20 protein-coding genes and 2 pseudogenes are annotated in these 23141 nt (G+C 71.1%); 14 read left to right on the top strand and 8 right to left on the bottom strand.

Annotation, left to right across the window (positions count from 1 at the left end; genetic code table 11):
- Positions 1–3462 (top strand): hypothetical protein, encoded by a 3462-nt coding sequence (locus AB8Z75_RS00390; RefSeq protein ID WP_369199276.1) that lies wholly within the window; start codon positions 1–3, stop codon positions 3460–3462.
- On the opposite strand, the gene AB8Z75_RS00385 is transcribed toward AB8Z75_RS00390, so the two are convergent.
- Positions 3423–4448, bottom strand: coding sequence for a hypothetical protein (locus AB8Z75_RS00385; protein WP_369199275.1), 1026 nt, complete (start codon positions 4446–4448; stop codon positions 3423–3425). The two genes, AB8Z75_RS00390 and AB8Z75_RS00385, sit on opposite strands and share 40 nt — an antisense overlap.
- 204 nt (positions 4449–4652) lie before the next feature.
- On the opposite strand from AB8Z75_RS00385, the gene AB8Z75_RS00380 reads away from it, so the two are divergent.
- From AB8Z75_RS00380 to AB8Z75_RS00370, 3 genes are all read left to right on the top strand, one after another.
- Positions 4653–5264 carry a tyrosine-type recombinase/integrase gene (locus AB8Z75_RS00380; protein ID WP_369199274.1) on the top strand — a complete coding sequence of 204 codons (612 nt, stop codon included), beginning with the start codon at positions 4653–4655 and terminating at the stop codon, positions 5262–5264.
- Positions 5265–5497: 233 nt separating this feature from the next.
- On the top strand, positions 5498–5704 hold the full coding sequence (locus tag AB8Z75_RS00375) for a helix-turn-helix domain-containing protein (protein WP_369199273.1): 207 nt from the start codon (positions 5498–5500) through the stop codon (positions 5702–5704).
- 66 nt (positions 5705–5770) lie between these two features.
- Positions 5771–6859 carry a tyrosine-type recombinase/integrase gene (locus AB8Z75_RS00370; protein WP_369199272.1) on the top strand — a complete coding sequence of 363 codons (1089 nt, stop codon included), beginning with the start codon at positions 5771–5773 and terminating at the stop codon, positions 6857–6859.
- A gap of 410 nt (positions 6860–7269) precedes the next feature.
- Here AB8Z75_RS00370 and AB8Z75_RS00365 read toward each other — a convergent pair whose 3' ends face one another.
- From AB8Z75_RS00365 to AB8Z75_RS00355, 3 genes and pseudogenes are all read right to left on the bottom strand, one after another.
- Positions 7270–8520: an MFS transporter gene (locus AB8Z75_RS00365; protein ID WP_369199271.1), complete on the bottom strand. Its 1251-nt coding sequence runs from the start codon at positions 8518–8520 to the stop codon at positions 7270–7272.
- Positions 8521–8750: 230 nt separating this feature from the next.
- Positions 8751–9217 (bottom strand): annotated as a pseudogene (locus AB8Z75_RS00360) (MFS transporter); the annotation flags it as partial.
- Between the two features lie 261 nt (positions 9218–9478).
- Positions 9479–10255, bottom strand: a complete 777-nt coding sequence (locus AB8Z75_RS00355) for an IclR family transcriptional regulator (RefSeq protein ID WP_369199270.1) — start codon at positions 10253–10255, stop codon at positions 9479–9481.
- Positions 10256–10329: 74 nt separating this feature from the next.
- Here AB8Z75_RS00355 and AB8Z75_RS00350 point away from each other — a divergent pair, with 74 nt between their 5' ends.
- The 8 genes and pseudogenes from AB8Z75_RS00350 (at position 10330) to AB8Z75_RS00315 (ending at position 17473) form a co-directional block, all read left to right on the top strand.
- Complete coding sequence (locus AB8Z75_RS00350; protein ID WP_369199269.1) at positions 10330–11490, top strand: cupin domain-containing protein; 1161 nt, start codon at positions 10330–10332, stop codon at positions 11488–11490.
- A 2-nt stretch (positions 11491–11492) separates the two neighbouring features.
- A complete protein-coding gene (locus AB8Z75_RS00345) occupies positions 11493–12320 on the top strand; it encodes a fumarylacetoacetate hydrolase family protein (protein WP_369199268.1) in 828 nt (275 codons plus the stop codon).
- Positions 12317–12952: a maleylpyruvate isomerase N-terminal domain-containing protein gene (locus AB8Z75_RS00340; RefSeq protein ID WP_369199267.1), complete on the top strand. Its 636-nt coding sequence runs from the start codon at positions 12317–12319 to the stop codon at positions 12950–12952. The genes AB8Z75_RS00345 and AB8Z75_RS00340 overlap by 4 nt, the downstream gene beginning before the upstream one ends.
- 28 nt (positions 12953–12980) lie before the next feature.
- Positions 12981–14235 (top strand): annotated as a pseudogene (locus tag AB8Z75_RS00335) (FAD-dependent oxidoreductase).
- A complete protein-coding gene (locus tag AB8Z75_RS00330; RefSeq protein WP_369199266.1) occupies positions 14232–15425 on the top strand; it encodes an acetyl-CoA C-acyltransferase in 1194 nt (397 codons plus the stop codon). Before AB8Z75_RS00335 ends, AB8Z75_RS00330 begins: the two are co-directional and overlap by 4 nt.
- Positions 15422–16114 (top strand): 3-oxoacid CoA-transferase subunit A, encoded by a 693-nt coding sequence (locus AB8Z75_RS00325; RefSeq protein ID WP_369199265.1) that lies wholly within the window; start codon positions 15422–15424, stop codon positions 16112–16114. The genes AB8Z75_RS00330 and AB8Z75_RS00325 overlap by 4 nt, the downstream gene beginning before the upstream one ends.
- Positions 16114–16776 carry a 3-oxoacid CoA-transferase subunit B gene (locus tag AB8Z75_RS00320; protein ID WP_369199264.1) on the top strand — a complete coding sequence of 221 codons (663 nt, stop codon included), beginning with the start codon at positions 16114–16116 and terminating at the stop codon, positions 16774–16776. The genes AB8Z75_RS00325 and AB8Z75_RS00320 overlap by 1 nt, the downstream gene beginning before the upstream one ends.
- A gap of 88 nt (positions 16777–16864) precedes the next feature.
- On the top strand, positions 16865–17473 hold the full coding sequence (locus tag AB8Z75_RS00315; protein WP_369199263.1) for a TetR/AcrR family transcriptional regulator: 609 nt from the start codon (positions 16865–16867) through the stop codon (positions 17471–17473).
- A 7-nt stretch (positions 17474–17480) separates the two neighbouring features.
- Here AB8Z75_RS00315 and AB8Z75_RS00310 read toward each other — a convergent pair whose 3' ends face one another.
- Genes AB8Z75_RS00310 through AB8Z75_RS00295 form a run of 4 tightly spaced genes read right to left on the bottom strand, consistent with a single transcriptional unit; the run spans position 17481 to position 20911 of the window.
- Positions 17481–18404, bottom strand: coding sequence for a LysR family transcriptional regulator (locus AB8Z75_RS00310; RefSeq protein ID WP_369199262.1), 924 nt, complete (start codon positions 18402–18404; stop codon positions 17481–17483).
- Positions 18405–18414: 10 nt separating this feature from the next.
- Positions 18415–19557, bottom strand: coding sequence for an NAD(P)/FAD-dependent oxidoreductase (locus AB8Z75_RS00305; RefSeq protein WP_369199261.1), 1143 nt, complete (start codon positions 19555–19557; stop codon positions 18415–18417).
- The gene (locus AB8Z75_RS00300) at positions 19554–19742 is read right to left on the bottom strand and encodes a ferredoxin (protein ID WP_369199260.1); all 189 of its coding nucleotides are present in this window, start codon (positions 19740–19742) and stop codon (positions 19554–19556) included. The genes AB8Z75_RS00305 and AB8Z75_RS00300 overlap by 4 nt, the downstream gene beginning before the upstream one ends.
- Positions 19739–20911: a cytochrome P450 gene (locus AB8Z75_RS00295; protein ID WP_369199259.1), complete on the bottom strand. Its 1173-nt coding sequence runs from the start codon at positions 20909–20911 to the stop codon at positions 19739–19741. Before AB8Z75_RS00295 ends, AB8Z75_RS00300 begins: the two co-directional genes overlap by 4 nt.
- Positions 20912–21155: 244 nt before the next feature.
- Between AB8Z75_RS00295 and AB8Z75_RS00290 the strand changes: the two genes are divergently transcribed.
- Together AB8Z75_RS00290 and AB8Z75_RS00285 are read left to right on the top strand one after the other, a co-directional pair.
- Positions 21156–22130 carry a phosphotriesterase gene (locus tag AB8Z75_RS00290; protein ID WP_369199258.1) on the top strand — a complete coding sequence of 325 codons (975 nt, stop codon included), beginning with the start codon at positions 21156–21158 and terminating at the stop codon, positions 22128–22130.
- Positions 22131–22180: 50 nt separating this feature from the next.
- Positions 22181–23137 (top strand): phosphotriesterase, encoded by a 957-nt coding sequence (locus AB8Z75_RS00285; RefSeq protein WP_369199257.1) that lies wholly within the window; start codon positions 22181–22183, stop codon positions 23135–23137.
- Positions 23138–23141: the final 4 nt, after the last annotated feature.

The raw sequence follows: 23141 nt of genomic DNA, 5'->3' as shown, positions 1-23141 counted from the left end.
ATGTTCTTCCGCAGCCGCGCCGCGGTGCGTAAGTCGGGTGGATCCTCCGCCGAGGGAGCCGGGGCCTTCGCCAACAGCGGCGTGATGATTGACAGCTTCGTGCAGGTGTTCGCGGGGCGCGCCGCCGTCTCCGGCTATCTACTGCAGGTGGAACAGGCCCTCGCCGCCGCCGATTTCCAGGGGCGTGAGAGGGAACTCGCCCAGCTGGCCGCCTTCTGCGCGCACGAAGTCCCCGCGGACGGTCCCGACGGCAGTTACTGGCGCTGGGTGGCCCCAGCATGGGCGGGAAAGTCCGCCCTGCTGGCGCACTTCGTCCTGCACCCTCCACCCGGCGTCGATGTCGTATCGTTCTTCGTCACCTCCCGCATGGCCGCGCAGAACGACGCGGCGGCGTTTTGCGCGGTTGTCCAGCGGCAGGTGTACGCCTTGCTGGGTGAGGAGGAGCCGCTGAGCACCCCCGCCACGCGCGACGAGCAGATGCTGCTCGCCCTGCACCGCGCCGCACATGGGTGCGCGGCGCGCGGCCGACGACTCGTGCTCGTGGTGGACGGGCTGGACGAGGACCGCGGCGTGACCGCCGGTTCCGACGGCCACAGCATCGCGGCGCTGCTGCCACGCGTTCCCCCGCACGGCATGCGGATCCTCGTCGCCGCCCGTCCGCATCCGCCGATACCGGGGGACGTGCCCGCAGACCATCCCCTCCGCACCACGCGGATCGACCACCGTCTGGAGCCGTCCCCGCACGCCCGCGCGGCGCGCTGGGACGCAGAGCGGGATCTGCTGCGACTGCGAGACGGCGGCGGACTGGGCTGGGACCTGGCCGCTCTGACCCTCGCGGCCGGAGGCGGGCTGAGCGCGCACGACTTCGCGGAGCTGACCGGGAGCCCGGCGCGGCTGGTCGAGCGCGAGCTGTCCGCGGTGAACGGCCGCAGCTTCCGCCGGCGCTCCAGGCACTGGGCGTCCGCCGATCCGCCCGTTTTCCTCTTCGCGCACGAGGAGATCCGGCGCGGCGCGACGGAACTGGTCACGGACCAGGAGCTGGCGGCCCACCGCAGCCGTCTGCACCGGTGGGCGGACTCCTACCGGAGCGCCGGGTGGCTGGAGGAGACCCCCGAGTACCTGCTGCGCGGCTACACCCAATTGCTGCATGACCAGGGGGACACTGCCAGGCTGGTGGCGCTGGCCTGTGACACCAAGTGGCAAGAGCGGTTGTGGCGGGCGTCCGGGGCGGACCTGGAGGCGCTCAGTACGGTGTCGTCAGCGTTCGACCTGGTGCTCGCGGACGGCCGGCGCCGCGGAGATCAGGACGTGTCCGTGGCCCTGCGGCTCGCCGCCGCGCGGGACGGGCTGCACGATCGGACGGCATCTCTCCCCTCCGGCCTGATCGCCCTGTGGGCCCGGCTAGGGCACCCGGCGCGCGCCGTTCATCTGGCCGAGTCGCGGCGCGACGCGTGGGATCGGGTGGCCGCTCTGAGCGCCATCGCCGGCGCCCTGGCCGCCGCCGGGCGCCCAGATCAGGCGGCCACCCTGCTCGACGGAGCGGACAGCACCGAGGACCGGGACCGCTTCCTGGAAGCGATCGCCAAGGGTTTGGCGGACGCCGGCCGACCCGCCGAAGCCCTACAGCCGGCCCGCCGCATCAGCGACCCGGAGCGCAGGGCGGACGCTCTCGTCGCCGCCGTCGGTGCCCTGGCCGGGGTGGCGAGGAACGTCACGGAAGCTAAGGAGGAGGCCGGGGCCCCGGGCCCCGATGCGGTTCCCTGGGCGTTGGAAGCCGTCGACGCGGTCATGGCGGTGCCCAACACCGTCTCCCGGAGCGCCTTGGGCGCCTCGCTGACCGCCGCGCTCTCCCGGCTCGGCGAGCAGCGCCCGGCCCTGGCGCTGGCGGAGCGTCTCGTGTTCAGTTCGGCCGGCTCCGGTGTCCCCGTCCGGCGTGCGCAGTACCTCGCCCTGTTCGCCCGGGGGATGTCCACGGCACCGGGGCTCGCCGAACAGGCTGCCGAGTTTGCCCTGACGTCGGCGCAGCTGGCAGCGGACATCGACGACCCCGACGGCGTGGACTGGGTCTACCCCCACGTCGCCGCGGGCCTGGAGGCGACCGGGCACCACCAGCAGGCGACCGACCTGGTCAGCCGTTTCCTGAACGATCCGGAGGACGGCCTGCTCGAGATCGGCATCGCGGCCGCGGAAACCGGTGACCTCGATCGGGCCCTGGACCTGGCCGAGCGGATCACCGAACCCATCTACCGGGCGCGCGTCCTCAACGCCGCTGGCAGGACGACGGCAGAGTCCCGTGACCCGGCGCAGACGCTGCGCCTGGCCCGACAAGCCCGCGACGCCACCGACAAGGTGCCCTACCTCCACTGGCGGATGACGCTGTCGACTGACACCGCCGACTTCCTGCTGCGAGCGGGCCAGGAGGAACGCGCCCACGCCGTGGTCAAGCGGGCGACGAACGTGGCGCGGAGGGCTCGTGGGCTCGGGGTGCACACCCTCATCAAGCTGGCCGTCGTAGCTGGCCGGTCCGGGCGGCCGGGCGACGCGGTCCGCCTCATCCACCACGCCGAACAGGCCGCCGACGCGTCCGCCGGTTACGCACGCGTCCTCGATCTCGCGGAGCTGGCCGAGGGCCTGCACCAGACGGGTCGCCCTGCTGAGGGGTACGAACTCCTGCGCCGCGTACTCCACGAGAGCCGGACCCTGGCAGATCCCGCCGAGCGCACCGAGGGCCTGCGACGGGTGGCCCAGGCATTCGGCCGCACCGGGAAACCAGACGGAGCGGCAGAGCTCGCTCAGGAGATCCTCGGACTGGCAGCCACTGCTGACAGCCCCTCCCGTCGGTGCTGGGACACGTACGCCGCCGCCGATGCGCTCCTCGCGGCGGGCGATATCGACGCGGTACTCGGGCTGGAGGGTGGCCTGCCGGAGGACGCGGTCGACGAGATCCTCACCGGTGTCGTGAAGAAGCTTGTAGACGCCGGTGATCTGGCCGCAGCGGAGCTGATCGTCGACAGGCAAGGAGACGAGCGCGCCCTCGGCCACCTTGCCACGGGCGCTGCAGCCACGGGGGGCGTCACCCATGCCGCCGCGCTGCTGGAGGAGATCAGCACCCCTGCCCTGCGCGAGGCGGCCACGCCGACCGTAGTCAAGGCGCTCTGCCGGGTGGGTGCCCGCACGGCGGCCCGCGCCCTGGCCGACGCCCTCGCCGTACCCGAGCACCGTGGCAAAGCCCTCGCAGCGATCGCCCAGTCGCTCGGCCCCTGCCCGCAGGGGCGCATCGTGCTGATCGAGGCGCTGTACTGGAGCCCGTGGGAGCAGGTGACCGAAGAGATCGCCGATGTGGTGCCGGGACACCTGCCCCTTCTGGCAGACCTCGCGCCGGGGAAAGCTAGAGTCCTTCAAAGATCATCGGGCAAGTCTGCCTACGGCGCTTCATACTCCGTGGGCATGCGGATTACCTGAATGGTCGCCGGGTCCCGCGGTACCGGAACGGCCTGGGTGCTGATGACCTGGGTGCCCGTGGCCTGAGCTGCGTTTGCCAGATCTCGCAGGACGTCGTCGACCACGGTGTTGCCGATGCCCTGCTGGTATGGGTTGTCCAGGAGCAGCAAGCCGGGGAAAGCGGCTTCTTCGTCGAGGTCAGATGCCAGGAAGAGAGTGGCGTAGCTGTAGGCCAAGAAGAAGAGCACCTTTGTCTCTGCCCCAAGGGCTTGATCCCAGGGGCGGGTGCCGACGTAAAAGGTGAGGTCACTGTCATTGATGGTGCTGGCGCCCTTGACCCAGCCACGTTCACGGTAGCGGTGAAGGAATTCGTTCATGCGCTCGGCGAACACGGCGCATCGTTCGACAGAGGCGAGCGAAGCCGCGGCAACGGCGGCTGGCTCTTGGCCGAGCGCGTCGACGGTCTGTTGTGCAGCAGCAACGGCCTGACTGGCTACCAAGCGGCGTTGGAGGATTTCTTCGATAGCGGGAAAGGCTGTCATTTTCTGTTCGAGCTGGGCGATCTGGCCGGCCAGGTTCTCGAGAGTGGCCATGAAAGGAGCCAGCTGCGCGGCGCGTTGTTCATTGATGCGGTGCGCGAGCCGCGTCGTCTGTTCGTCTTGAAGCTCCGTTCGGCGGGTGCGGGCCGTGTGCAGATCGACGGCGGTGCGGGCGGTGACGTCTTCGAGGTCGGCGAGCTCCGACTTGAGCGACCGGATCTCCACTTGTGCCCGACGGCGACGCTGGTCGTCGCTGACCGGTTGGAAGCACAGGTAGCAGGCGCTCTCGTCGTGTTCTCGGTGTGGGTCGACCCGTTGCTCGCACGCCGGGCAGAGCTGTACGGGGAGGGCGTCGAAGATCTCCACGGAGGCGATGAGGCGTTCCATGCGGGTTACCTCGGAGGTGACCGTCTGGGCGGAGTAGGCGTGTTCGCTGGCGAGTTGTTCGAGCGCGAGGACTTCGTCCACCGCGAGTTGCAGTCGCCTGGATACCCAGAGCAGTCTTCGAAAAGTAGAACCTGCTCTCTGTGCATCAACCGGGTCCGCGAGAGGTGCGTCGCGGGCGCAACATAGCCGACGATCGCCGGTTGGCCAAACCGGCGCTTCTGCAGACCATTGAATGACCAGGGGGCGCCGACGCGTCCCAATGTCTCGTGTGAGGAGTCATGTAGCTTGTCGAAGCTGGCAATACGCGAATCGTCCTTGCTCTCTGCGGACCATGTCCGCGCCCTCCTGAATTGGATCCAGGAGGAACTTTCGGGGGCCGTTTTCCCTTTCCTCGCCTCTATGGCGGGCACTGCGCTTTCGCCGGGCGAAGCAGCCTCGCTTCGGGTGCACGACGTAACCCTTCCGGACGGGGAGTTCGGGGGGGGGCATGCCGGCGAGGGTCGGAGGGTTCCTGTCTCCCCGGACATCGTGGGTGTGCTGAGGCGTTGGATCGACGAGGCGGATTTGGAAGCTGAAGATCTGCTGTTCCCGGCCGAGCGGGGTGGGCCGTTGGCGTCCTCCGAGTACAAGAAGGCGTGGCGGCACGCTCGCCAAGCGGTGTTGAGCCCGGACGAGCTGCAAACGGGCTTGGGGGAGCAGATCTCCAGCCTGCGTGACTTCTGTCTGGACCGCTGGCTCGAGGCGGGCGTTCCGGCATGGGGTGTCGCCGAGTGGGCCGGCGTGAGTGCGAGCTGGATTGCGCTGCGGTACCCGCACCGCTTCCGGCTGGAAGACGTCGGGATCGACTCGGACCACCTGGAAGAGATCCTGCGCCTTCCGGACATTCTCGAGCGGTAGTTTCCCGTCGTCCCGCGCTCCGACTCACGATCCGAGCGCGAGACCACCCGCCGAGTACAACGCGAAGGTCGGCGGTCCACACCTCACGCGGCCGTGTCACATCGCTCGGCCCCACAGCGATCTGTGTCCCACTGCCCTGACAGGGCCGGTTGACCTGCGCCGTGGACCGCCGACAGCCCGACTGAATCCATTCGCCTGCTTGGCCTTTCCCTCCTGTTTCCGAGGACCCGCGCATGCCTGCCCATCTGCTGTCCATTCCCGCTGTGGCCGCCGCCCTGGATGTTGACCGCCGCACCGTCTACCGCTTCATCGCCGCCGGAGACCTTCCCATCGTCGACCTGCGCACCGGGACGGACCGCTCCCGCGTCCGTGTCACTGCTGCCGGGCTGGAGGAGTTCATCGCCAGCAGGCTGGTTGGTTCACCGCGCTCCCGTCGGTGATCTCTCGCCTCCAGTCCGGCCCTCACCGCTTCCGAACAAAGGAGTAGTACCGCGTACCTGCGCAAATTGAAGTCCGGCAAGTGGCAGGCGACCGTTCGCAACCGGGCCGGAGACCGGTTCAGCGAGTCCTTCCCTCTCAAGGCTCAGGCGCGGGCCTGGGGTATCGAGCTGGAGACCCAGTTCGCCCGCGGAGGCATGCGCGACCCGCGAGTCGGCGAAACCGCGTTCCGCGAGTGGCACGACCGGTGGTGGAACGCCCGCATCGTCGAGCCCCACACCCTCCGGGGCGGCGCGTCCAGCATCAAAAACCACGTCATGCCCTACTGGGCGGACTGGGAAATGCGGGCCATCACCCGCATGGACGTCCAGAGCTGGATCCGCTCCTTGGTCGAGAAGGGCGCAGACCCTGCCGCGATCAAGCGGGCCTACAACCTGACGTCGTCCATCATGCGTGCGGCGGTCGATGACGATGTGATCGCGGTGAGCCCGTGCCGCAGCATCGATCTGCCGCCCATCGCGGTCAAACCGCCGCAGTGGTTCACGCCCGACCAGGCGCAGAGCATCCTCGACGGACTCGCCCCCGCCTGGCGGACGATGTGCCTGCTCGGCTTCTACACCGGACTGCGCTGGGGAGAGCTCTCCGGCCTGCACCGCCACCGCATCGACACGCGCCGCTCCCGCCTGTTCGTCGTGGAGGTCAACACCAAGAGCGGCATCAAGGAGTACCCCAAGAGCTCCAAGAGCCGCCGGGAAGTCCCGCTCCCGCCCCACGTCCTGGAAGCCCTCGAACGCCACATTCACCGCCTCGACCGCGACGCAGTGGTCTTCACGACCATCACCAAGGGCCGCTCCGGACGCCTCCTCACCGACAGCAACTGGCGCCGGCAGACCTGGTGGCCTGCTGTCGAGGCCGCCTACCACTTCGGCGACGACGGCGAGTTGCAGCTCGTCCCGCACTACCCGCCGCACTCCATGCGCCACACCTGCGCTTCGTGGCTGGTCCAAAGGGGGGTCTCGCTCTACGAGGTCCAGCACCTTCTCGGACACGAGAGCTTCCAGACCACCCAGCGCTACGCCCACCTCCAGCCGGACGCCCATAAGGCCGTGCTGGGAGCCTGGGAACGCATGGAAACCCCGCTCACCATCGTCGCATGAGCGTGCCTTCGCCCTGTCCTCCACGGACAGGGCGAAGTCGTTTCCCGGTCGGATAGGGCCGGGTCACGTTCGCGGTCGGTCGGCCGGTCGTCGGGAAGCGTCCAGTGGCCGTCGGCGTCGAACGGCCACGGGTAGGCGTAGGCATCGATCTTCGCCAGCTCACGCAGCACCTCACGCCCGGCCGGCGGATCCACAGGAGCGCGCAAGGGTTCCCGTAGCGGGTCGAGCTGCATCGCGTACGCATCAGCCCATTCCAGCCAGTCCGCCTCGTCCGGCGCAAATGGTGTGGCGTTGGCTCGGTGGTCATCGCGCTGGGACTCGCAGTCTCGCTCCCTGACCGGTCCGGTCAGGGAGCGGCTGTGATGGTCTGGTGCTGGCTGCCCAGACCATTTCCGCCGCAGGTGAGGATGTCACCGAGGGAGAGATACTGCGGCGGGTCGAGTTCTTCGCCCGCACAGCATGACGTCGAGTGTGTCGTATCCCGCGCGGACGTCGCCTGACCTGGCGTTACGTCGGACGGTGCCGGAATGGTGGGGGAGTTCCGATGTCGTCGCCACGGATGGCTGGCTGCCGTTTCGGCGCTCGTTCTGACGAGTCGGCACTGCAGGTCGGACGCTCCAGGACGAACGCTGGCTGGCCCGACGCTGTGCCGGCGCGGCTGCGGTTGCGGATACCGACAGAAGTGGCTGAGCGGACCGCAGGCCGGGTTTCCCAGCGGCAGTGAAGGACGCGAAGTTTCGCCCGCCGGTTGTCCGGCGGGCGCGGGGGTCAGGGACGCGCGGCGCCGGCAGCAGCTCCCCCCCCCGGTCGCTGCGGCCGGGCGACACGGGCGAGAGCACTCCGTCTCCGGCAGGATCGCCGGTGCGCAGGCCGATCATGCCGAAGCGGTGAGTGCCGCGGCGACGGCGGCTGTCGCGGCGCACACCAGGAACGCGGTGCTGAAGCCGCTGCCCTGGGCGTCCAGGGCCAGGCTGTTGGCCCCGGATCCCGAGGGCGCCCTGCGGCACGCTGTTCACGGCGATGGGGCCGCCTGCCGCGGGGATCTCCCGTGCTGTCGCGGTCTCGGCGGCCGACAGGACGGTGTCGGAGAGGTTCGGTGCGAACGCCGACCCCGCGCCGCTGAGGGCGACCGCGCCGACGACGACCGGACCGAGGGCGAACCCGAGGTCGCGCAGCATGTTGGTGGCGGCGCTGGTCATGCCTGCCAGGTGCGGGGGCACGCTGCCCAGTGCCACGGTCGTGACGGAGCTGATGATCAGGGCGAATCCGACGCCGATCAGCAGGGCGGGCGCTACGAACGCGCCGATCTGCGGGTCGGTGACGTCCAGCCGGGCGCACAGCAGGCAGCCGACCGCCATCAGCGCGAACCTCGAGGACAGTAGCCAGGACGGGGCGACTCGGTGCAGCAGCCGTGAGACGACGGGGATGAGTAGGAAGGCCGGTCCCTGCAGGAGCAGGAAGGGAAGTGCCACCCGAATCGGGTCCTGGTGCTGCACCGGACCCAACCACATGCTCGTCGCGAAGCAGGCGCCGACGAAGGCGAGCATGCCGATGACGGCGGCGGCGGACGACACGCTGAAGGCTCGATTGCGGAACAGTCGCAGGTCGAAGATGGGGGATTCCGCCCCCATCTCCACCACGACGAATGCCGCGAGGACCATCGCGCCAAAGGCGAACGAGAGAATGACGGACAGGGTTGTCCAGCCTGACTCGGGGCCTCGACGGCGCCGTACAACACCAGGATGAGGCCGAGCGCGAAGGTGACCTGACTGGCTACGTCGAACTTACGGCCCTCGGGCGCTTTCGACTCCGTCGCCAGCGCCACGGTGAGCACCATGCTGATCAAGGCGAGTCCGACGAGCACCCAGAAGGAGCCGCGCCACGTCCCGATCTTGGCGAACATGCCGCCGAGCAGGGGGGAAACGGCGGCGCCGGCGGACAGGAACCCGCTCCAGACGGCGACGGCGTGTGCCCGCTGCCGTACGTCGCGGGTGACCGCGGTGAGTGCGGTGAGCGAACCGGGAACATGGCTCCGGCGCCCTGGCTGTTCAGGGCGGCGCCGAGCCAGAGGACCTGGACGGTCGTGGCGAGCGTGGCGACGGTGCTGTCGACGGCAACTAGAGCGGTGCCCGCGAGGACGAGCCTTCGGCGTCCGAACAGGTCGCCCAGGGCACCGAAGGTGGACTTGAAGCACACCACCGCCATCATGAACGCGGCGGTGATCCTGGTGAGTTGCGAGCCGTGGGTGTGCAGGTCCTGCTGGAACAGTCCGTTCAGCGAGGTCGGCAGCGCGTTCGCGTCCTGGGCCACGAAGGCCGCGCCGCAGGTGGCAGCCAGCGTTCCCGCGTAGCTCGGCATCCGGGCAGCCCCCGCGGTTGGGCCGTGGGACGTGGCTGTCCCGTTGTTGAGCGTCATTGCTGTTTTTTCCCTGGCTGGGGAAGGCGGGGCGTCCCCGGCGGGGGACCGCTGAGAGAGCGTGGAAACGCTCGGCTCGGCGCACGCGGTGGGGGAGAGGGTACGTCGCGAGACCGGCGATGCCGGGAGAACGACACTTCGCTTTACGGCGCGTCAACGGTTTGCAGAACTCGGTGCAGAAAGAACGGCGGGAGAACGGCGAGATCAGAGCCCTTCCGTCAGGTCCGCCTCCAGCGCCCGGGCCGCGGCCTCCAGGGTTGCCACCAGCGGCTGGAGGCGGTGCGGGTCGTACCGCACGCTGGGGAGGGACACCGACAGACCGGCCAGCGCCGTGCCGTCCCCGTCGCGGACCGGCACCCCGACCGCGACCAGTCCGCGCTCGGACCGCGCCTGGTTCACCGCGAACCCGTTGTGGCGCAGCCGCGCCAGCTCGCCGCGCAGCTTGGCGAGGTCGGGGCGCTCGCCCGGCCGGTCCCGGTAGCGCTCGGCGGCGTACACCGCGTCCAGCTCCTCGTCGGAAAGGCCGGCGAGCAGCAGCAGTCCCGCCGTCGTGCGGTGCGCCGGGAACACCATGCCCTCGCGGGAGCCGACCCGCAGGGCCTGGCGGCACTCGACGCTCGCGATGAAGCGGGCCGTGTCCCCGGTGCGCACGATCAAGTTCGTGGTCTCGCCCAGCAGATCGGCGACCCACCGCAGATGCGGCAGGGCCGCCGCGCGCAGCCGGGAGACCAGGGACTGGGAGTGCGCGGCGAGCTCCAGGACGGGCCCCGCGCGGTAGATCCGGTCCTCGTCCTGCACGGCGAAATCCCGGTACACGAGCATCGCGAGCAGTCGGTGCGCGGTCGACCGGGCCACACCCAGCCGTGCGGCGATCTGGGAGACCGTGGCGCCACCCTCCATCTGCAGGATGGTCGCCGCCCGCAGCGCGTGGTCCACGCTGGCGATCGGATAGGGCGGCGGTGTCTTGAGCGGCTTGTCCATGCCGACACTCCTCGCATTGTTCTTCTCTCCAGAATTTATCTGTTCTCCAGAGAGACAAGTTGCAGGCTGAGGCCGTGACGCACTCCTCCATCGCACCAGACGACGCGACGGGTTCCCCGGTCCGGCTCCAGGCCGTCTCCGCAGAGGGGCAACCCGAGGTCACCCCGGCGCTCGAAGAGCTGTACCGGGGCTTCGAGCAGGAACTCCTCGTCCCGCTGTGGACCGAGATCGGCGACCTCATGCCGGCGCACCCGCGCTCGCGCGCCGTGCCGCACGTGTGGCGCTGGCAGACGCTCCGCGCGCTCGCCGCGCAGGCCGGCGACCTGGTCCCGGTCGGCCGCGGCGGCGAGCGCCGCGCCATCGCGCTGGCCAACCCCTCCCTCGGCGGCCGGCCCTTCGCCACGCCGACCCTGTGGGCCGCCATCCAGTACCTGATGCCCGGCGAGGACGCCCCCGAGCACCGCCACACCCAGCACGCCTTCCGCTTCGTCGTCGAGGGCTCGGGCGTGTGGACGGTCGTCGGCGGCGACCCGGTGCCGATGAACCGCGGCGACTTCCTCCCGCAGGCGGGCTGGAACTGGCACGCCCACCACAACGCCACCGCCGAGCCGATGGCCTGGATCGACGGCCTGGACATCCCCTTCCAGTACGTCACCGAGGCGCAGTTCTTCGAGTTCGGCCGGGACGAGATCAGCGACGCCGAGCGGACCACCCCCGAACGGTCCCGCTCCGAGCGCCTGTGGGGACACCCCGGCCTGCGCCCGCTGTCCGCCGTGCCCGCCGCGCCGGGCAGCCCGCTGCTGTCCTACAAGTGGGAGCACACCGACGGCGCCCTGCGCGACCAGCTACTGCTGGAGAAAGAGGGCTTCGGCGGCACCGTCGAGCCCGGTCACGCCGCGGTGCGGTACTCCAACCCGCACGACGGCTCCGACGTGCTGCCGACGATCCGCGCCGAGTTCCACCGCGTCGCCCGGGGCGCCGGGACCGCGCCGGTGCGCGAGACCGGTTCCTCGGTCTACCAGGTCTTCGACGGATCCGGCGTCGTCACCGTCGGCGACAGCGCCTGGACGGTCACCCGCGGTGACCTGTTCGTCGTCCCGTCCTGGGAGCCGTTCTCCGCGAAGTCCGAGGCCGGGGCGTCCGACTCCGACTCCGGCTCCCTCGACCTGTTCCGTTTCTCCGACGCGCCCGTCTTCGAGGCGCTCAAGCTCGACCGCACCCAGAAGGACGCCTGATCATGAAGCTCGCCACCCTCCGCACCGCCGACGGCACCCGGGCGGTCCGCCTCGACGGCGACATGCTCGTCGACCTCGGGTACGCCGACCTGGGCGAGCTGTTCGCCGAGGACGACTGGCAGGGCAAGGCCGCCGCCGCGTCCGGCACGGCCTACCCGGTCGAGGACGCCGACTTCGCGCCGGTCGTCCCAAACCCTTCCAAGGTCGTCTGCGTCGGCCACAACTACACCAACCACATCAAGGAGATGGGCCGGGAGCTGCCCAGCTACCCCACCCTGTTCCCGAAGTTCGCCGAGACCCTGCTCGGCGCGAACGACGACATCGCCAAGCCGGCCGAGACCGACACCCTCGACTGGGAGGTCGAACTGGCCGTCGTCATCGGCAAGCAGGTCCGGCGCGCCGACGAGCGGCAGGCCGCCGACGCCATCGCCGGCTTCACCGTCATGAACGACATCTCGCTGCGCGACTGGCAGTTCCGCACCATCGAGTGGACACAGGGCAAGATCTGGGAGGCCACCACCCCGGTCGGCCCCTACGTCGTCACCCCCGACGAGGTCGGCGGCGTACGCCCCGCGCTTGAGGTGAAGACGGCCGTCGACGGCGAGGTCATGCAGCAGGACGACACCGGCACGCTGCTGTTCGACCCGGTCTTCCTGGTGCGGTACACCTCCACCGTCATCACCCTGCGCCCGGGCGACATCATCGCCACCGGCACCCCGGCCGGCGTGGGCAACGCCCGCGCCCCCAAGGTCTTCCTGCTGCCCGGTCAGACCGTGGTCACCGAGATCGCCGGCCTGGGCGCCTGCACCAACAAGGTGGTCGAGGGATGACCGGCGGCCCGCGCACCCTCAACGACGCGCGCGCCTGGGCCCGTACCGGCACCGAGCTGCTGCTCGACGCCGTCGCGGGCCTGGACGAGGACGCGCTCTCCGCCCCCAGCGTGCTCCCGGACTGGACGCGCAAGCACCTGGTGGCGCACGTCGCCGCCAACGCCGATGCCTTGGGAAACCTGGTGCACTGGGCTGCCACCGGCGAGGAACGGCCGATGTACGCCTCCCCCGAGGAACGCGCCGCGGGCATCGCCAAGGGCCCCACTCTCTCCGCAGACGAGCTCCGCTCCTGGCTGGCGGCCTCCGCGCACAGGCTGGCGGCGGGACTGGACGGGCTCACCGACGAGCAGTGGGGGCGCGAGGTCGTCACCGCCCAGGGCCGCACCGTCCCCGCCACCGAGCTGCCGTGGATGCGCGCCCGCGAGGTGTGTGTCCACGCCGTCGACCTCGGCACCGGCGTCGTCACCTTCGCCGATCTCCCGAAGGGCTTCCTGACCGCGCTCGTCGCCGAGATCCGGGCGAAGCGCGGACTGGCCGAGCTGCCCGACGGCCCGCTGCCGGAGGCCGCCGCCTGGCTGGCCGGCCGCCCCCACTCGCTCGCCGACGCTCCCGAGCTCGGCCCGTGGCTGTAGAGGAGTGCCTCCCATGTCCCACCCTGATGTGATCGTCGTCGGCGGCGGCATCGGCGGCCTCGGCGCCGCCTTCTCGCTCACCCGCCAGGGTCTGGGTGTCCGCCTGCTGGAGAGCGCCCCCGCCTTCTGCGAGGTCGGCGCCGGCATCCAGCTCGCCCCCAACTGCACCCGCATCCTCGACGACTACGGCCTCCTGGAGGAGGCCAAGAGCCTCGGCATCGTCCCGGACGCGATGGTCATGCGCGACGCCGTCGACGGCGACGAGCTGACCCGGCTCGACCTGCGCCACCTGGAGCAGCGCTACGGCTACCCGTACTTGGTCATCCATCGCAGCGACCTGCACGGCCTGCTGCTGCGCGCGTGCGAACGCGCCGGTGTCGAGCTGATCAACGACGCGCAGGTGACCTCGTACGAGAACACCGGGGCCGGTGCCCGCGTGAGCCTCGCCTCCGGCGAGACCCACGAGGCCGGCGTCGTGATCGCGGCGGACGGCCTGCACTCCGTCGCCCGCAGGCTTGCTCGTCGACGACGAGCCCGTCTCCTCGGCGTACGTCGCCTACCGCGGCACCGTCCCCGCCGAGCAGCCGCGAGTGGCGTCGGTCGACCTCGGCGAGGTCGCTGTGTATGTCGGCCCCCGCTGCCACTTCGTCCACTACGGCCTGCGCGGTGGCGAACTGCTGAACCAGGTCGCCGTCTTCGAGTCGCCCAAGGCGCTCGCCGGCCGGGACGACTGGGGCTCCCCCGACGAACTCGACGCCGCCTTCGCCGACACCTGCGACTTCGTCAAGGACGGCCTCCCCTTCATGTGGCGGGACAAGTGGTGGCGGATGTACGACCGCAACCCGATCACGCAGTGGGTGCACGGCCGGATCGCGCTGCTCGGCGACTCCGCACACCCGCCGCTGCAATACATCGCACAGGGCGCGATCATGGCCGTCGAGGACGGCTGGGTGCTGGGCGAGCACGTCGCCCGCCACCGCGTCGCGGACGGCACGGTCGACTGGAGCGCCGCGCTCGCCGCTTACGAGGGTGTCCGCCCGGAGCACTGCCGACGCGTGCTCACCACCTCCCGCAAGTGGGGCGAGCTGTGGCACCTCGACGGTGTCGCCCGCGAGCAGCGCAACGCCCTGTTGCGCGCCCGCGACACCTACGACTACGCCTTCACCGACTGGCTGTACGGTCCGACCGCCCTGACGCCGGACGAGGAGCCGGAGATGTTCACGCCGGTCCCGCTGTCCTCGGCGCCGGTCGGCGAGGCGGCCCTCGCGGGGGGCGCGGCATGAGCGACGCCCATCTGTATGCGGCGGCCCGCACCCCATTCGGCCGGTTCGGCGGCGCACTCGCCGGGGTGCGCCCCGACGACCTCGCCGCGACCGCGCTGACCGGCCTGCTCGACAAGACCCCGGACCTGGACCCCGCCGCCGTCGGCGACGTGGTGTGGGGCAACGCCAACGGCGCCGGCGAGGACAACCGCAACGTCGGCCGGATGGCGGCGCTGCTGGCCGGACTGCCGGTGAGCGTGCCCGCCACCACCGTCAACCGGCTGTGCGGCTCCAGCCTCGACGCGGCGATCATCGCCTCCCGCACCCTGGAGTCGGGCGACGCCGACGTCGTCGTCGCGGGCGGCGTGGAATCCATGACCCGCGCCCCTTGGGTGCTGCCCAAACCGGACCGGGCCTTCCCCGCCCGCGACGTCACGGCCGTCTCCACCACCCTCGGCTGGCGGCTGGTCAACCCCGCGATGCCGAAGGAGTGGACGGTCTCGCTGGGCGAGTGCAACGAACTGCTCCAGGAGAAGTTCGGCATCTCCCGGGAACGCCAGGACGCGTTCGCGGCCCGCTCGCACCGCCTCGCGGCCGCCGCCTGGGACGAGGGCTTCTACGACGGCCTGGTCGTGCCGGTGGACGGACTCGCCCGTGACGAGGGCATGCGCCCGGACACCTCCCCGGAGAAGCTGGCGACCCTGAAGCCGTCGTTTCGCCCGGACGGCACGATCACCGCGGGCAACGCCTCCCCGCTGAGCGACGGCGCCTCGGCCCTCCTGCTCGGCACCTCCGCCGCGGCCGGCCGGATCGGCCGGGACCCCGTGGCCCGGATCGCCGGGCGCGGTGTGCACGCGGTCGAACCGCAGATGTTCGGCCACGCCCCCGTAGCGGCCGCTGAGCAGGCGCTGCGCCGGGCCGGCATCGCCTGGGGCGACGTCGGCGCCGTCGAGCTGAACGAGGCGTTCGCCGTGCAGTCGCTGGCTTGCGTGGACGCCTGGGACGTGGACCCGGGGATCGTCAACACCCGTGGTGGGGCCATCGCCCTCGGGCACCCGCTGGGCGCCTCCGGCGGCCGCCTCGTCGGCACCCTCGCCGAGGTGCTGCGGGAGCGGCGCGAGCGCTGGGGCGTCGCGGCCCTCTGCATCGGCGTGGGCCAGGCCCTCGCCGTCGTCCTGGAGAACGTGACAGGTGAGGTGAGCCAGGGATGACCACGACCATCGCCGCCGCCACCGACGAGGCCGTCGCCGGCGTCGAGGACGGCTCCACCGTCCTGGTCGGCGGATTCGGCCTGGCCGGGATGCCGTTCGACCTGATCGACGCCCTCATCCGGCAGGGAGCCGGGGACCTGACGATCGTCTCCAACAACGCCGGCAACGGCGACGTGGGCCTGGCCGCGCTGCTCAAGGCCGGCCGGGTGCGCAAGGTGATCTGCTCCTTCCCCCGGCAGAGCGACTCCTACGTCTTCGACGACCTGTACCGGGCCGGCCGGGTCGAGTTGGAGGTCGTGCCGCAGGGCACGCTCGCCGAGCGGATGCGGGCCGCCGGGGCCGGCATCGGCGCCTTCTACAGCCCCGTCGGCGTCGGCACGCCGCTGGCCGAAGGCAAGGAGACCCGGGAGATCGACGGACGCGTGCATGTCCTGGAGTTCCCCATCAAGGGCGACGTGGCGCTGATCTCCGCCCACCGCGCGGACACCATGGGGAACCTCGCGTACCGCAAGACCGCCCGGAACTTCGGGCCGGTGATGGCCACGGCCGCCACCACGGTGATCGCCCAGGTCACCGAGATCGTGCCGGCCGGGGGGATCGACCCGGAGACCGTGGTGACGCCCGGCATCTTCGTCGACCGGCTCGTACGGGCCGAGGCCCGTCGGCTCACCGTGGAAGGGGCCCGCTGATGACGTCCTCCGTGCTGGAGCAGGCCGACCGCGCCCCGCTCACCACCGATGAACTCGCCGCGCGCATCGCCCGCGACATCCCGGCCGGCTCCTACGTCAACCTCGGCATCGGGCAGCCGATCCGGATCGCCGAGCATCTGCCGGCCGACGCGGGCATCGTGCTGCACACCGAGAACGGCATGCTCGGCATGGGCCCGGCCGCGACCGACGCCGAGATCGACCCCGACCTCACCAACGCCGGCAAGGTGCCCGTCACCGAGCTGCCCGGGGCGGCGTACTTCCACCACGCCGACTCCTTCGCCATGATGCGCGGCGGGCACCTGGACGTGTGCGTCCTCGGCGCCTTCCAGGTCTCCCAGCATGGCGACCTGGCCAACTGGCACACCGGCGACCCCGACGCGATCCCCGCCGTCGGCGGCGCCATGGACCTCGCCGTGGGGGCCCGGCAGGTGCTGGTGATGATGAAGCTGTTCACCCGGGACGGCGCGGCCAAGCTGGTGCCCGCGTGCACGTACCCGCTCACCGGGCCCGGCTGCGTCCACCGCGTCTACACCGACCACGGCGTCTTCGCTGTCGGCCCGGAAGGCGTCCGGGTGCTGGAGACGTACGGCATCTCCGTGGCCGCACTGCGGGAGCGCCTGGACGTCGAGCCGGCCGACTGAGAGGGCGAGGGCTTTACACGACGTCGTCACCACGTGCTGTGCGTAAGCTGAGCGTTCGCCGTGCCGGGGCAGAGTTAGGATCTCCGGCATGGCGAACCTTCGTGAGGCCCAGAAGCAGATGACCCGACGTCTGCTGCTGGAGTCGGGACTGCGGCTCTTCAAGGCGAAGGGGTACGCCGCCACCACGGTGGACGACATCGCCACCGCCGCGGGCACCACACGCGTCACCTTCTACGCGTACTTCCCCTCCCGCAGCGAGCTGATGCGGGCGCTCATCGACGAGCAGCTCAACGAGGCGCTCCAGCGCGTCCGCTCGCCCGAGCACGGCTCCACCGCACAGGGCCTGGTGGCCACCGTCGCCGAAGGGACACCCGAGGCGATCATGGCGTGGCTGCGCCGGACCGCCGAGAGCTGGCCGGTGATCCGGCCGATCATCCGCATCGGCCGGGACGCCGCGGTGATCGACCCGGACCTGCCCGACCTGGTGGAGCGCTGGCTGGAGGAGGCCATCAGCGACATCGAGGACGGCCTCACCGCGGCCGGCCGGTTGGCACCCCACCAGCGGCACTTCCGGGGCGTGCTCGCCATGTCCCAGCTCGACTACGTGGCCCAGCACTGGGACGGCTCCGGCTGGAAGCTGACCCGCGACCAGATGCTGGAGGAGCTTGCCGACAGCTGGGTGCGCCTGTTGAACTGACCGGCGCTCAGAGTCCCCCCGCGACCTCCTGGAGCAGCGCCCGCAGCCACGCGACGAAGTGCTGGTCGGTCAGCCTCGGGTTCCACACCATGTCGATCCCGAGCCCGGGCAGCGGGAAGGGGAACTCCTCGATCCGCAGGTCGGACAGCCGCCGCATGGCGACGGCGACCTGGTGCCGCAGCAGCGCGACTCCGCCGGCTCGGGCCACCAGGAAGGGCACCAGCAGGAAGTCGGAGCTCAGCTGCCCGACACGGTAGGGGATGCCCTTGTCCTCCAGCACCGAGTAAGGGAAGACCCGTCGGTCGGTGTCGACCACGACGTGCGGCTGGGTCGTCAGCAGCTCCAGGGCGTCGGCCTGCGCGGGCGTGTCCGGCGCGGCCACCACCACGACCCGGTCGTCGTACAGCCGCTCCCGCGGATACCGCGAGAAGTGCCCCTCGGAGATCAGTACCACGTCGACGCCCTGATCGGTGAAGGTCGTCTCGGTCGGCACCGTGATCGTGCGCAGCCGCAGTGTGGCGTGCGGGGCGCGCTCCCGGACGAGCCGGGTCAGCCGGGGGCCGACGACGAACGCCGTGCTCGTCGTCGTGGCGACCGTGATGATCCGGCCGTCCGTCGCCGGGTCGAAGGCCGGGAAGTTCACGATGCGCGCCGTCTGCTGCAGGGCGCTGTGCAGCGGCCCCACCAGTTCCAGCGCGCGCGGCGTCAGCGTGACCCCGCTGCCCTGCCGGACGACCAGGTCGTCCCCAAGGAGGCGCCGCATCCGGGTCAGGGCGTGGCTCATCGCGGGCTGGGAGAGGCCGACGCGCTCCGCGGCCTTCGTCACCGACCGCTCCTCCAGGAGCGCGAGAAGGGGCACCAGGAGATTCAGGTCGACCGACGCCAGCCGGTCCAGGCCCGAGGCCGTGGTGCCCCGTTCCTCCGCGCTCATGGTGCGCAGCCTACGCGGCCGCCTGGGTCATCCGGCGCAGCCGGGGGATCGGTACGCGGTAGTCCAGGGCGACGACGTCGGCGGTGCCGTCGGCGTGCGGCCAGCGCATCAGAGCGGGCCCGTTGTCGGGCTCCCCGTCGACGTACTCCGGCTCGCCGTCCACGGGCAGGATGCCGACCGCCTTCAGGCTCAGCCCGAACTGTTCTGTCCAAAAGTACGGCTGGAACCGCAGCGGCGGCGTCGCGTCCCCGTGAACGAGGGCCCGCGCCGCGACCTTCGCCTGCTCGATCGCGCTGCTCCACAGGGGCACGCGGCGCCGCCCCCGCGGGGTGGGGAAGGCGGCGAGGTCCCCGACGGCCGCCACGTCGGGCCGCACGAGCCCGCGCGCGTCGACCTCGATGGCGCCCCGCGCGGTGAGCCCGGAGCCGGCGAGCCACTCCGTGTTGGGGATGTCGCCCGCGGCGGTGAGCACCACCTCGGCCTCCAGGACTCGTCCCTCGGCGAGCACGACCCTCGGTATCCCGCCGCCGTCCTCCAGCCGTGCCCCGGCGCTCTCCACCACCGTGAGCCCTCGCTCCCACGCGGCCCGCGCGAAGACGCCGGCCAGGTACGGGCCGAGCTGCTGCCGCAGGGGCGTGCCCTGCGAGACGAGGGTGACCTCGCAACCGGAGGCCAGGCAGCCGGAGGCGATCTCCATACCGAGCGGGCCGCCGCCCACCACAACGACCGACGGTCCGGCCGCCACCCGCCGGCGCAGGGCCAGCGCGTCGTCGAGCCCGCGAAGGGTGAGCTCGCCGGGCAGGGGCGACAGCCGCCGGGCCCGGGACCCGGTGGCCAGCACCAGCCGGTCGTACGGCAGGGTCGTGCCGTCGTCGAGGGAGACGAGTCGGCGGTCCAGGTCGAGGCCGGTCGCCCGCACGCCGAGCAGTTCGGTCGCCCCGTGGCCGGCCGGCGCAAGCTCGTGCGAGGTGAGGTCGTCGCCGTCGAGCAGCAGCGCCTTGGACAGGGCGGGGCGGCTGTACGCGGGGTGCCGTTCGTCGCCGACGATGGTCAGCTCGCCGTCGAACCCGGCCTCGCGCAGCGTGTCGGCCGCGGTGAGCCCAGCGATGCCGTTGCCCACCACGACCACGCTCCCGAGGGTGGCGGTGCTCATGTGATCCTCAGGGCCGCGACGGGACACACCCGCACGGCGGCGTGGGCGAGTGCGGTGTCGGCCGCGTCGAACTCCTCCCGGCCCAGCACGAGTTCACCCTCGTCGTCGAGGTGCATCAGCTGCGGGGCGGCCTCCTCGCACAGGCCGTGGCCCTCGCAGCGCGGACGGTCGAGAACGATCTTCATGCGGGGATCACCTCCAGGACGGGGAGCTGCTCGATGCTCCGGGTGGTGTTGCTGGGGACGCGGACCTCGGGTCCGGCGACGAGGCGTTCGGCCCGGCGGGACAGTGCCTCGATCACGGCGTGCGCCTCCAGCCGTGCGAGCCCCTGGCCCGCGCAGCCGTGCGGGCCGTAACCGAACGACAGGTGGTCGACGGGGTTGCGCTCGACGAGGAACGCGTCCGGGTTCTCGTCATGGCGAGGGTCGCGGTTGCCGGCGCCGAACAGGATCGCGATCTGCGCGCCCGCCGGGATCTCGGTCCCCTCGATCGTGACGTCCCGTGTGACGCGGCGGCCCCAGGCGTGGACGGGCGCCCAGAAGCGCAGCACCTCGTTGAAGGTCGCGGGGACCAGCGAGGGGTCCTCGCGGACGAGGGCGAGCTGGTCGGGGTGGCGGGCGAAGAGGGCGACGAGGTTGCCGATGGCGGCGATGGTCGTGTCGACGCCGGCGCCGAGGTACTGGTGGATGATGTGGCCGGCCGTGTCCGGCGGGATGGCGCCGCGGGCCTCGGCGTCGAAGATGCCGCGTCCCACGGAGCCCACGGCGAGGTCATCGGCGGTGACCTGGGAGCACCAGGCGTACAGCTCGCCGGCGACGGGGAAGTTCTCGGCGGTGCGCTGGTTCATGGGGCCGAGGACCTGCATTGCGGCCTGCCCCCAGTGCAGCATGTTGGCGCGCACCTCGCCGGTGAAGCCGATGAGGTCGGCGACGACCTCCAGCGGGAAGGCGCGGGCCAGGGCGTCGATGGCCTCGAAGGAGCCCGTCTCCACCAGTTCGGCGACCAGGGCGTCGGCCTTCGCCGTGATCGAGCCCTTCAGGCCGCGCAGCGCGCGGGGGGAGAGGTTCTCGGTGAGCGTGGCGCCCAAAGGGGTGTGCACGGGCGGGTCGGACGCCAGCGACGTGCCGGTCAGCGCCGCGTTGGCCATCGGATTGAACGCGATCGACGTCGAGGAGAACGACTCCCAGTCGGCGAGTGCGCGGCGGATGACGTCGTACCGCGTCAGCGCGTGGACGTCGTTGTGCGGCAGGTGCACGACCGGGCCGCGTTCCCGCAGCTCGGTGTAGACGGGGTACGGGTCGAGGACCACTTCGTCGGCGAAGAGGTCCACGTCGGAGGTGGGCGGGGTGCTCATGCCCCACAGTGAAATGTCCGGCCTCGCATCGAACAAATGAATGTTTGGCATGCCTCGACATGCACCGTGTGCATGTCGTATCCCCTTCCGGGGCTGCACAAGGGGATCCGCAATGCTCGCGCAACCCGTGGCGCATTGTGTTTTCGTGGTGTTCGTTTCATTGACGGCGTGTAAAGCGAATGGCTACCGTGACGGCAACCACAGGGTGCGTGGGCACCCCGCACCGGAGATGTGAGGCATGCGCATGAGCGTCGAGAGCAACACCGTCAACACCGTCCTGGGCCCAGTGCCGGCCGCGGAGCTGGGCGTCGTCTCGGTCCACGAGGCGCTGCTGTCGGTGGTGCCGGGCGCCGAGCACGCCTACGACATCACCTTCGACCGCGCCGGGATCTTCGAGACCCTCGCCGCCAAGCTGAACGACTTCAAGGCGCACGGCGGCGGCACGATCGTCGACAGCACCGGCATGTTCCACGGCCGCGACGTGCGGCTCTACGAGACGCTCGCCCGCGCGACGGGCGTGCACATCGTCGCCTCGACCGGCCAGGGACCCGAGGCCATGCTGGGCGGCTACTTCCTCACGCCGCAGACCAACCCGCCGACCCCGTGGCCGGCCGAGAAGTTCGCCGACCTCTTCACCAAGGAGGTCACCGAGGGCATGGTCGTCCCGCGCGTCGAGCGGCGCGGCGCCGCCGGCCTGGTCGCCACCGCCGCCACCCGCACCGGCATGACCGCGACCGACGAGAGCCTGTTCCGGGGTGCGGCCCGGACCGCGCTCGCCACCGGCGTCCCCGTCTCCATCCGCTACGGCAAGGACGCCCTTCACGATCTCGACGTGGTCCTGGACGAGAAGCTGCCCGCCGACCGGGTCGTCGTCGGCGGACTGGACCGCAAGGACGCCGTCGCCGCCGGCGCGCCCCTGGAGGTCGCCCGCCGCGGTGCGTACGTCGCGCTCGACCACGTCGGCACGCAGGACGAGGACCATGTGACGGACGCCGAACGCATCGCCCTGGTCCTAAAGCTGGACGAGGCCGGCCTGACCGGCCGGGTCCTGCTGTCGGCCGGCGCCACCGGAGTCGCCAAGGGCCACCCGGGCAACGACCTGCCGTACAGCCACGTCCTGAGCGACTTCGTCCCGCTCCTCAAGGACAAGGGCCTCGGCGAGGACGACGTACGGCGAATTGTCGTGAACAACCCGCGGGACCTGCTGTCGGTGCGCTGAGCGCCCCCGGCGGCTACGGCCACCAAGTCTCTTTCTCAAAGGTGAGTGTTGTGTCGAGAGTGAACACGGTCCTGGGTCCCGTCCCGGCCGAGGAACTGGGCATCGTCGCGGTCCACGAGCATATCGGGTACGGCATGCCCGGCTCCGAACTGGACACCAAGTGGTGGAAGACGCCCGAGCAGCGGTACGAGGAGACCATCCCCAAGCTGCGACGGTTCCACGGCCTGGGCGGCGGCACGTTCGTCGACGCCACCGGCATCTGCAACGGCCGTGACGTCGACTACTACAAGTCCCTGTCAGCGAAGACCGGCGTGCACATCGTCGCCTGCACCGGCTTCGTCGGCGGCGACACCGCCCTGCCGCACTTCGCGAACGCCGACGTCGACTACCTGATGCGGCAGTTCGTCCACGAGATCACCGTCGGCATCGGCGACACCGGCAGCCGCGCCGGCGTCATCAAGGTCGGCGTGAGCCGGGGCGGCCGGATGACCGACCTGGACAAGCGGATCTACCGGGCCGGCGCCCGCGCCGCCCTCGCCACGGGCGTCCCCATCCTCACGCACCTCGCGATCGACGCCGAGAACGCCATCGCGATCTTCGAGGAGGAGGGACTGCCCCTGCACCGCGTCCTGTTCGGGCACGTCGACGACGGTGTCAACGCCGACAAGACCCGCGACGTGTGGATCGCCGAGCAGGGCGGCCGCATCGGCTTCGACACCTTCGGCTACGAGACCGAGCTGCCCGACCCGCCGTTCTGGGCCCGCCCCCGCAAGGAACGCCTCGACCACTTCCTGCGCTTCATCGACGGCGGCCGCCGGACCCACCAGGTCCTCGCCTCCGCCGACGCCAACTGCTCCCCGCTCGGCTGGCCCGGCGTCAAGGGGCACACCGTCAACTACATCTTCGAAGACCTCATTCCGGACCTGCGCTCCGCCGGCCTCGACGACACGGCGATCAAGACGATCTTCGTCGACAACCCCGCCGCCTTCCTGACCCTCCAGAAGTAGAGAG

Origin of the sequence: Streptomyces sp. PU-14G (assembly GCF_041028275.1) — a bacterium.
Lineage (GTDB): Bacteria > Actinomycetota > Actinomycetes > Streptomycetales > Streptomycetaceae > Streptomyces.
Note: the sequence above shows the minus strand (reverse complement) of the source record. Positions and strands in the feature narration are given on the sequence as shown.

What these genes read in the sequence shown, in the direction of transcription:
- AB8Z75_RS00365 (WP_369199271.1), bottom strand. Translation starts at nt 8,520, where the DNA reads ATGGTCCTCGCGGCATTCGTCGTGGTGGAGATGGGGGCGGAATCCCCC.
- AB8Z75_RS00290 (WP_369199258.1), top strand. Translation starts at nt 21,156, where the DNA reads ATGAGCGTCGAGAGCAACACCGTCAACACCGTCCTGGGCCCAGTGCCG.
- AB8Z75_RS00345 (WP_369199268.1), top strand. Translation starts at nt 11,493, where the DNA reads ATGAAGCTCGCCACCCTCCGCACCGCCGACGGCACCCGGGCGGTCCGC.
- AB8Z75_RS00300 (WP_369199260.1), bottom strand. Translation starts at nt 19,742, where the DNA reads ATGAAGATCGTTCTCGACCGTCCGCGCTGCGAGGGCCACGGCCTGTGC.
- AB8Z75_RS00320 (WP_369199264.1), top strand. Translation starts at nt 16,114, where the DNA reads ATGACGTCCTCCGTGCTGGAGCAGGCCGACCGCGCCCCGCTCACCACC.
- AB8Z75_RS00315 (WP_369199263.1), top strand. Translation starts at nt 16,865, where the DNA reads ATGGCGAACCTTCGTGAGGCCCAGAAGCAGATGACCCGACGTCTGCTG.
- AB8Z75_RS00355 (WP_369199270.1), bottom strand. Translation starts at nt 10,255, where the DNA reads ATGGACAAGCCGCTCAAGACACCGCCGCCCTATCCGATCGCCAGCGTG.
- AB8Z75_RS00375 (WP_369199273.1), top strand. Translation starts at nt 5,498, where the DNA reads ATGCCTGCCCATCTGCTGTCCATTCCCGCTGTGGCCGCCGCCCTGGAT.
- AB8Z75_RS00390 (WP_369199276.1), top strand. Translation starts at nt 1, where the DNA reads ATGTTCTTCCGCAGCCGCGCCGCGGTGCGTAAGTCGGGTGGATCCTCC.
- AB8Z75_RS00295 (WP_369199259.1), bottom strand. Translation starts at nt 20,911, where the DNA reads ATGAGCACCCCGCCCACCTCCGACGTGGACCTCTTCGCCGACGAAGTG.
- AB8Z75_RS00325 (WP_369199265.1), top strand. Translation starts at nt 15,422, where the DNA reads ATGACCACGACCATCGCCGCCGCCACCGACGAGGCCGTCGCCGGCGTC.
- AB8Z75_RS00340 (WP_369199267.1), top strand. Translation starts at nt 12,317, where the DNA reads ATGACCGGCGGCCCGCGCACCCTCAACGACGCGCGCGCCTGGGCCCGT.
- AB8Z75_RS00310 (WP_369199262.1), bottom strand. Translation starts at nt 18,404, where the DNA reads ATGAGCGCGGAGGAACGGGGCACCACGGCCTCGGGCCTGGACCGGCTG.
- AB8Z75_RS00330 (WP_369199266.1), top strand. Translation starts at nt 14,232, where the DNA reads ATGAGCGACGCCCATCTGTATGCGGCGGCCCGCACCCCATTCGGCCGG.
- AB8Z75_RS00305 (WP_369199261.1), bottom strand. Translation starts at nt 19,557, where the DNA reads ATGAGCACCGCCACCCTCGGGAGCGTGGTCGTGGTGGGCAACGGCATC.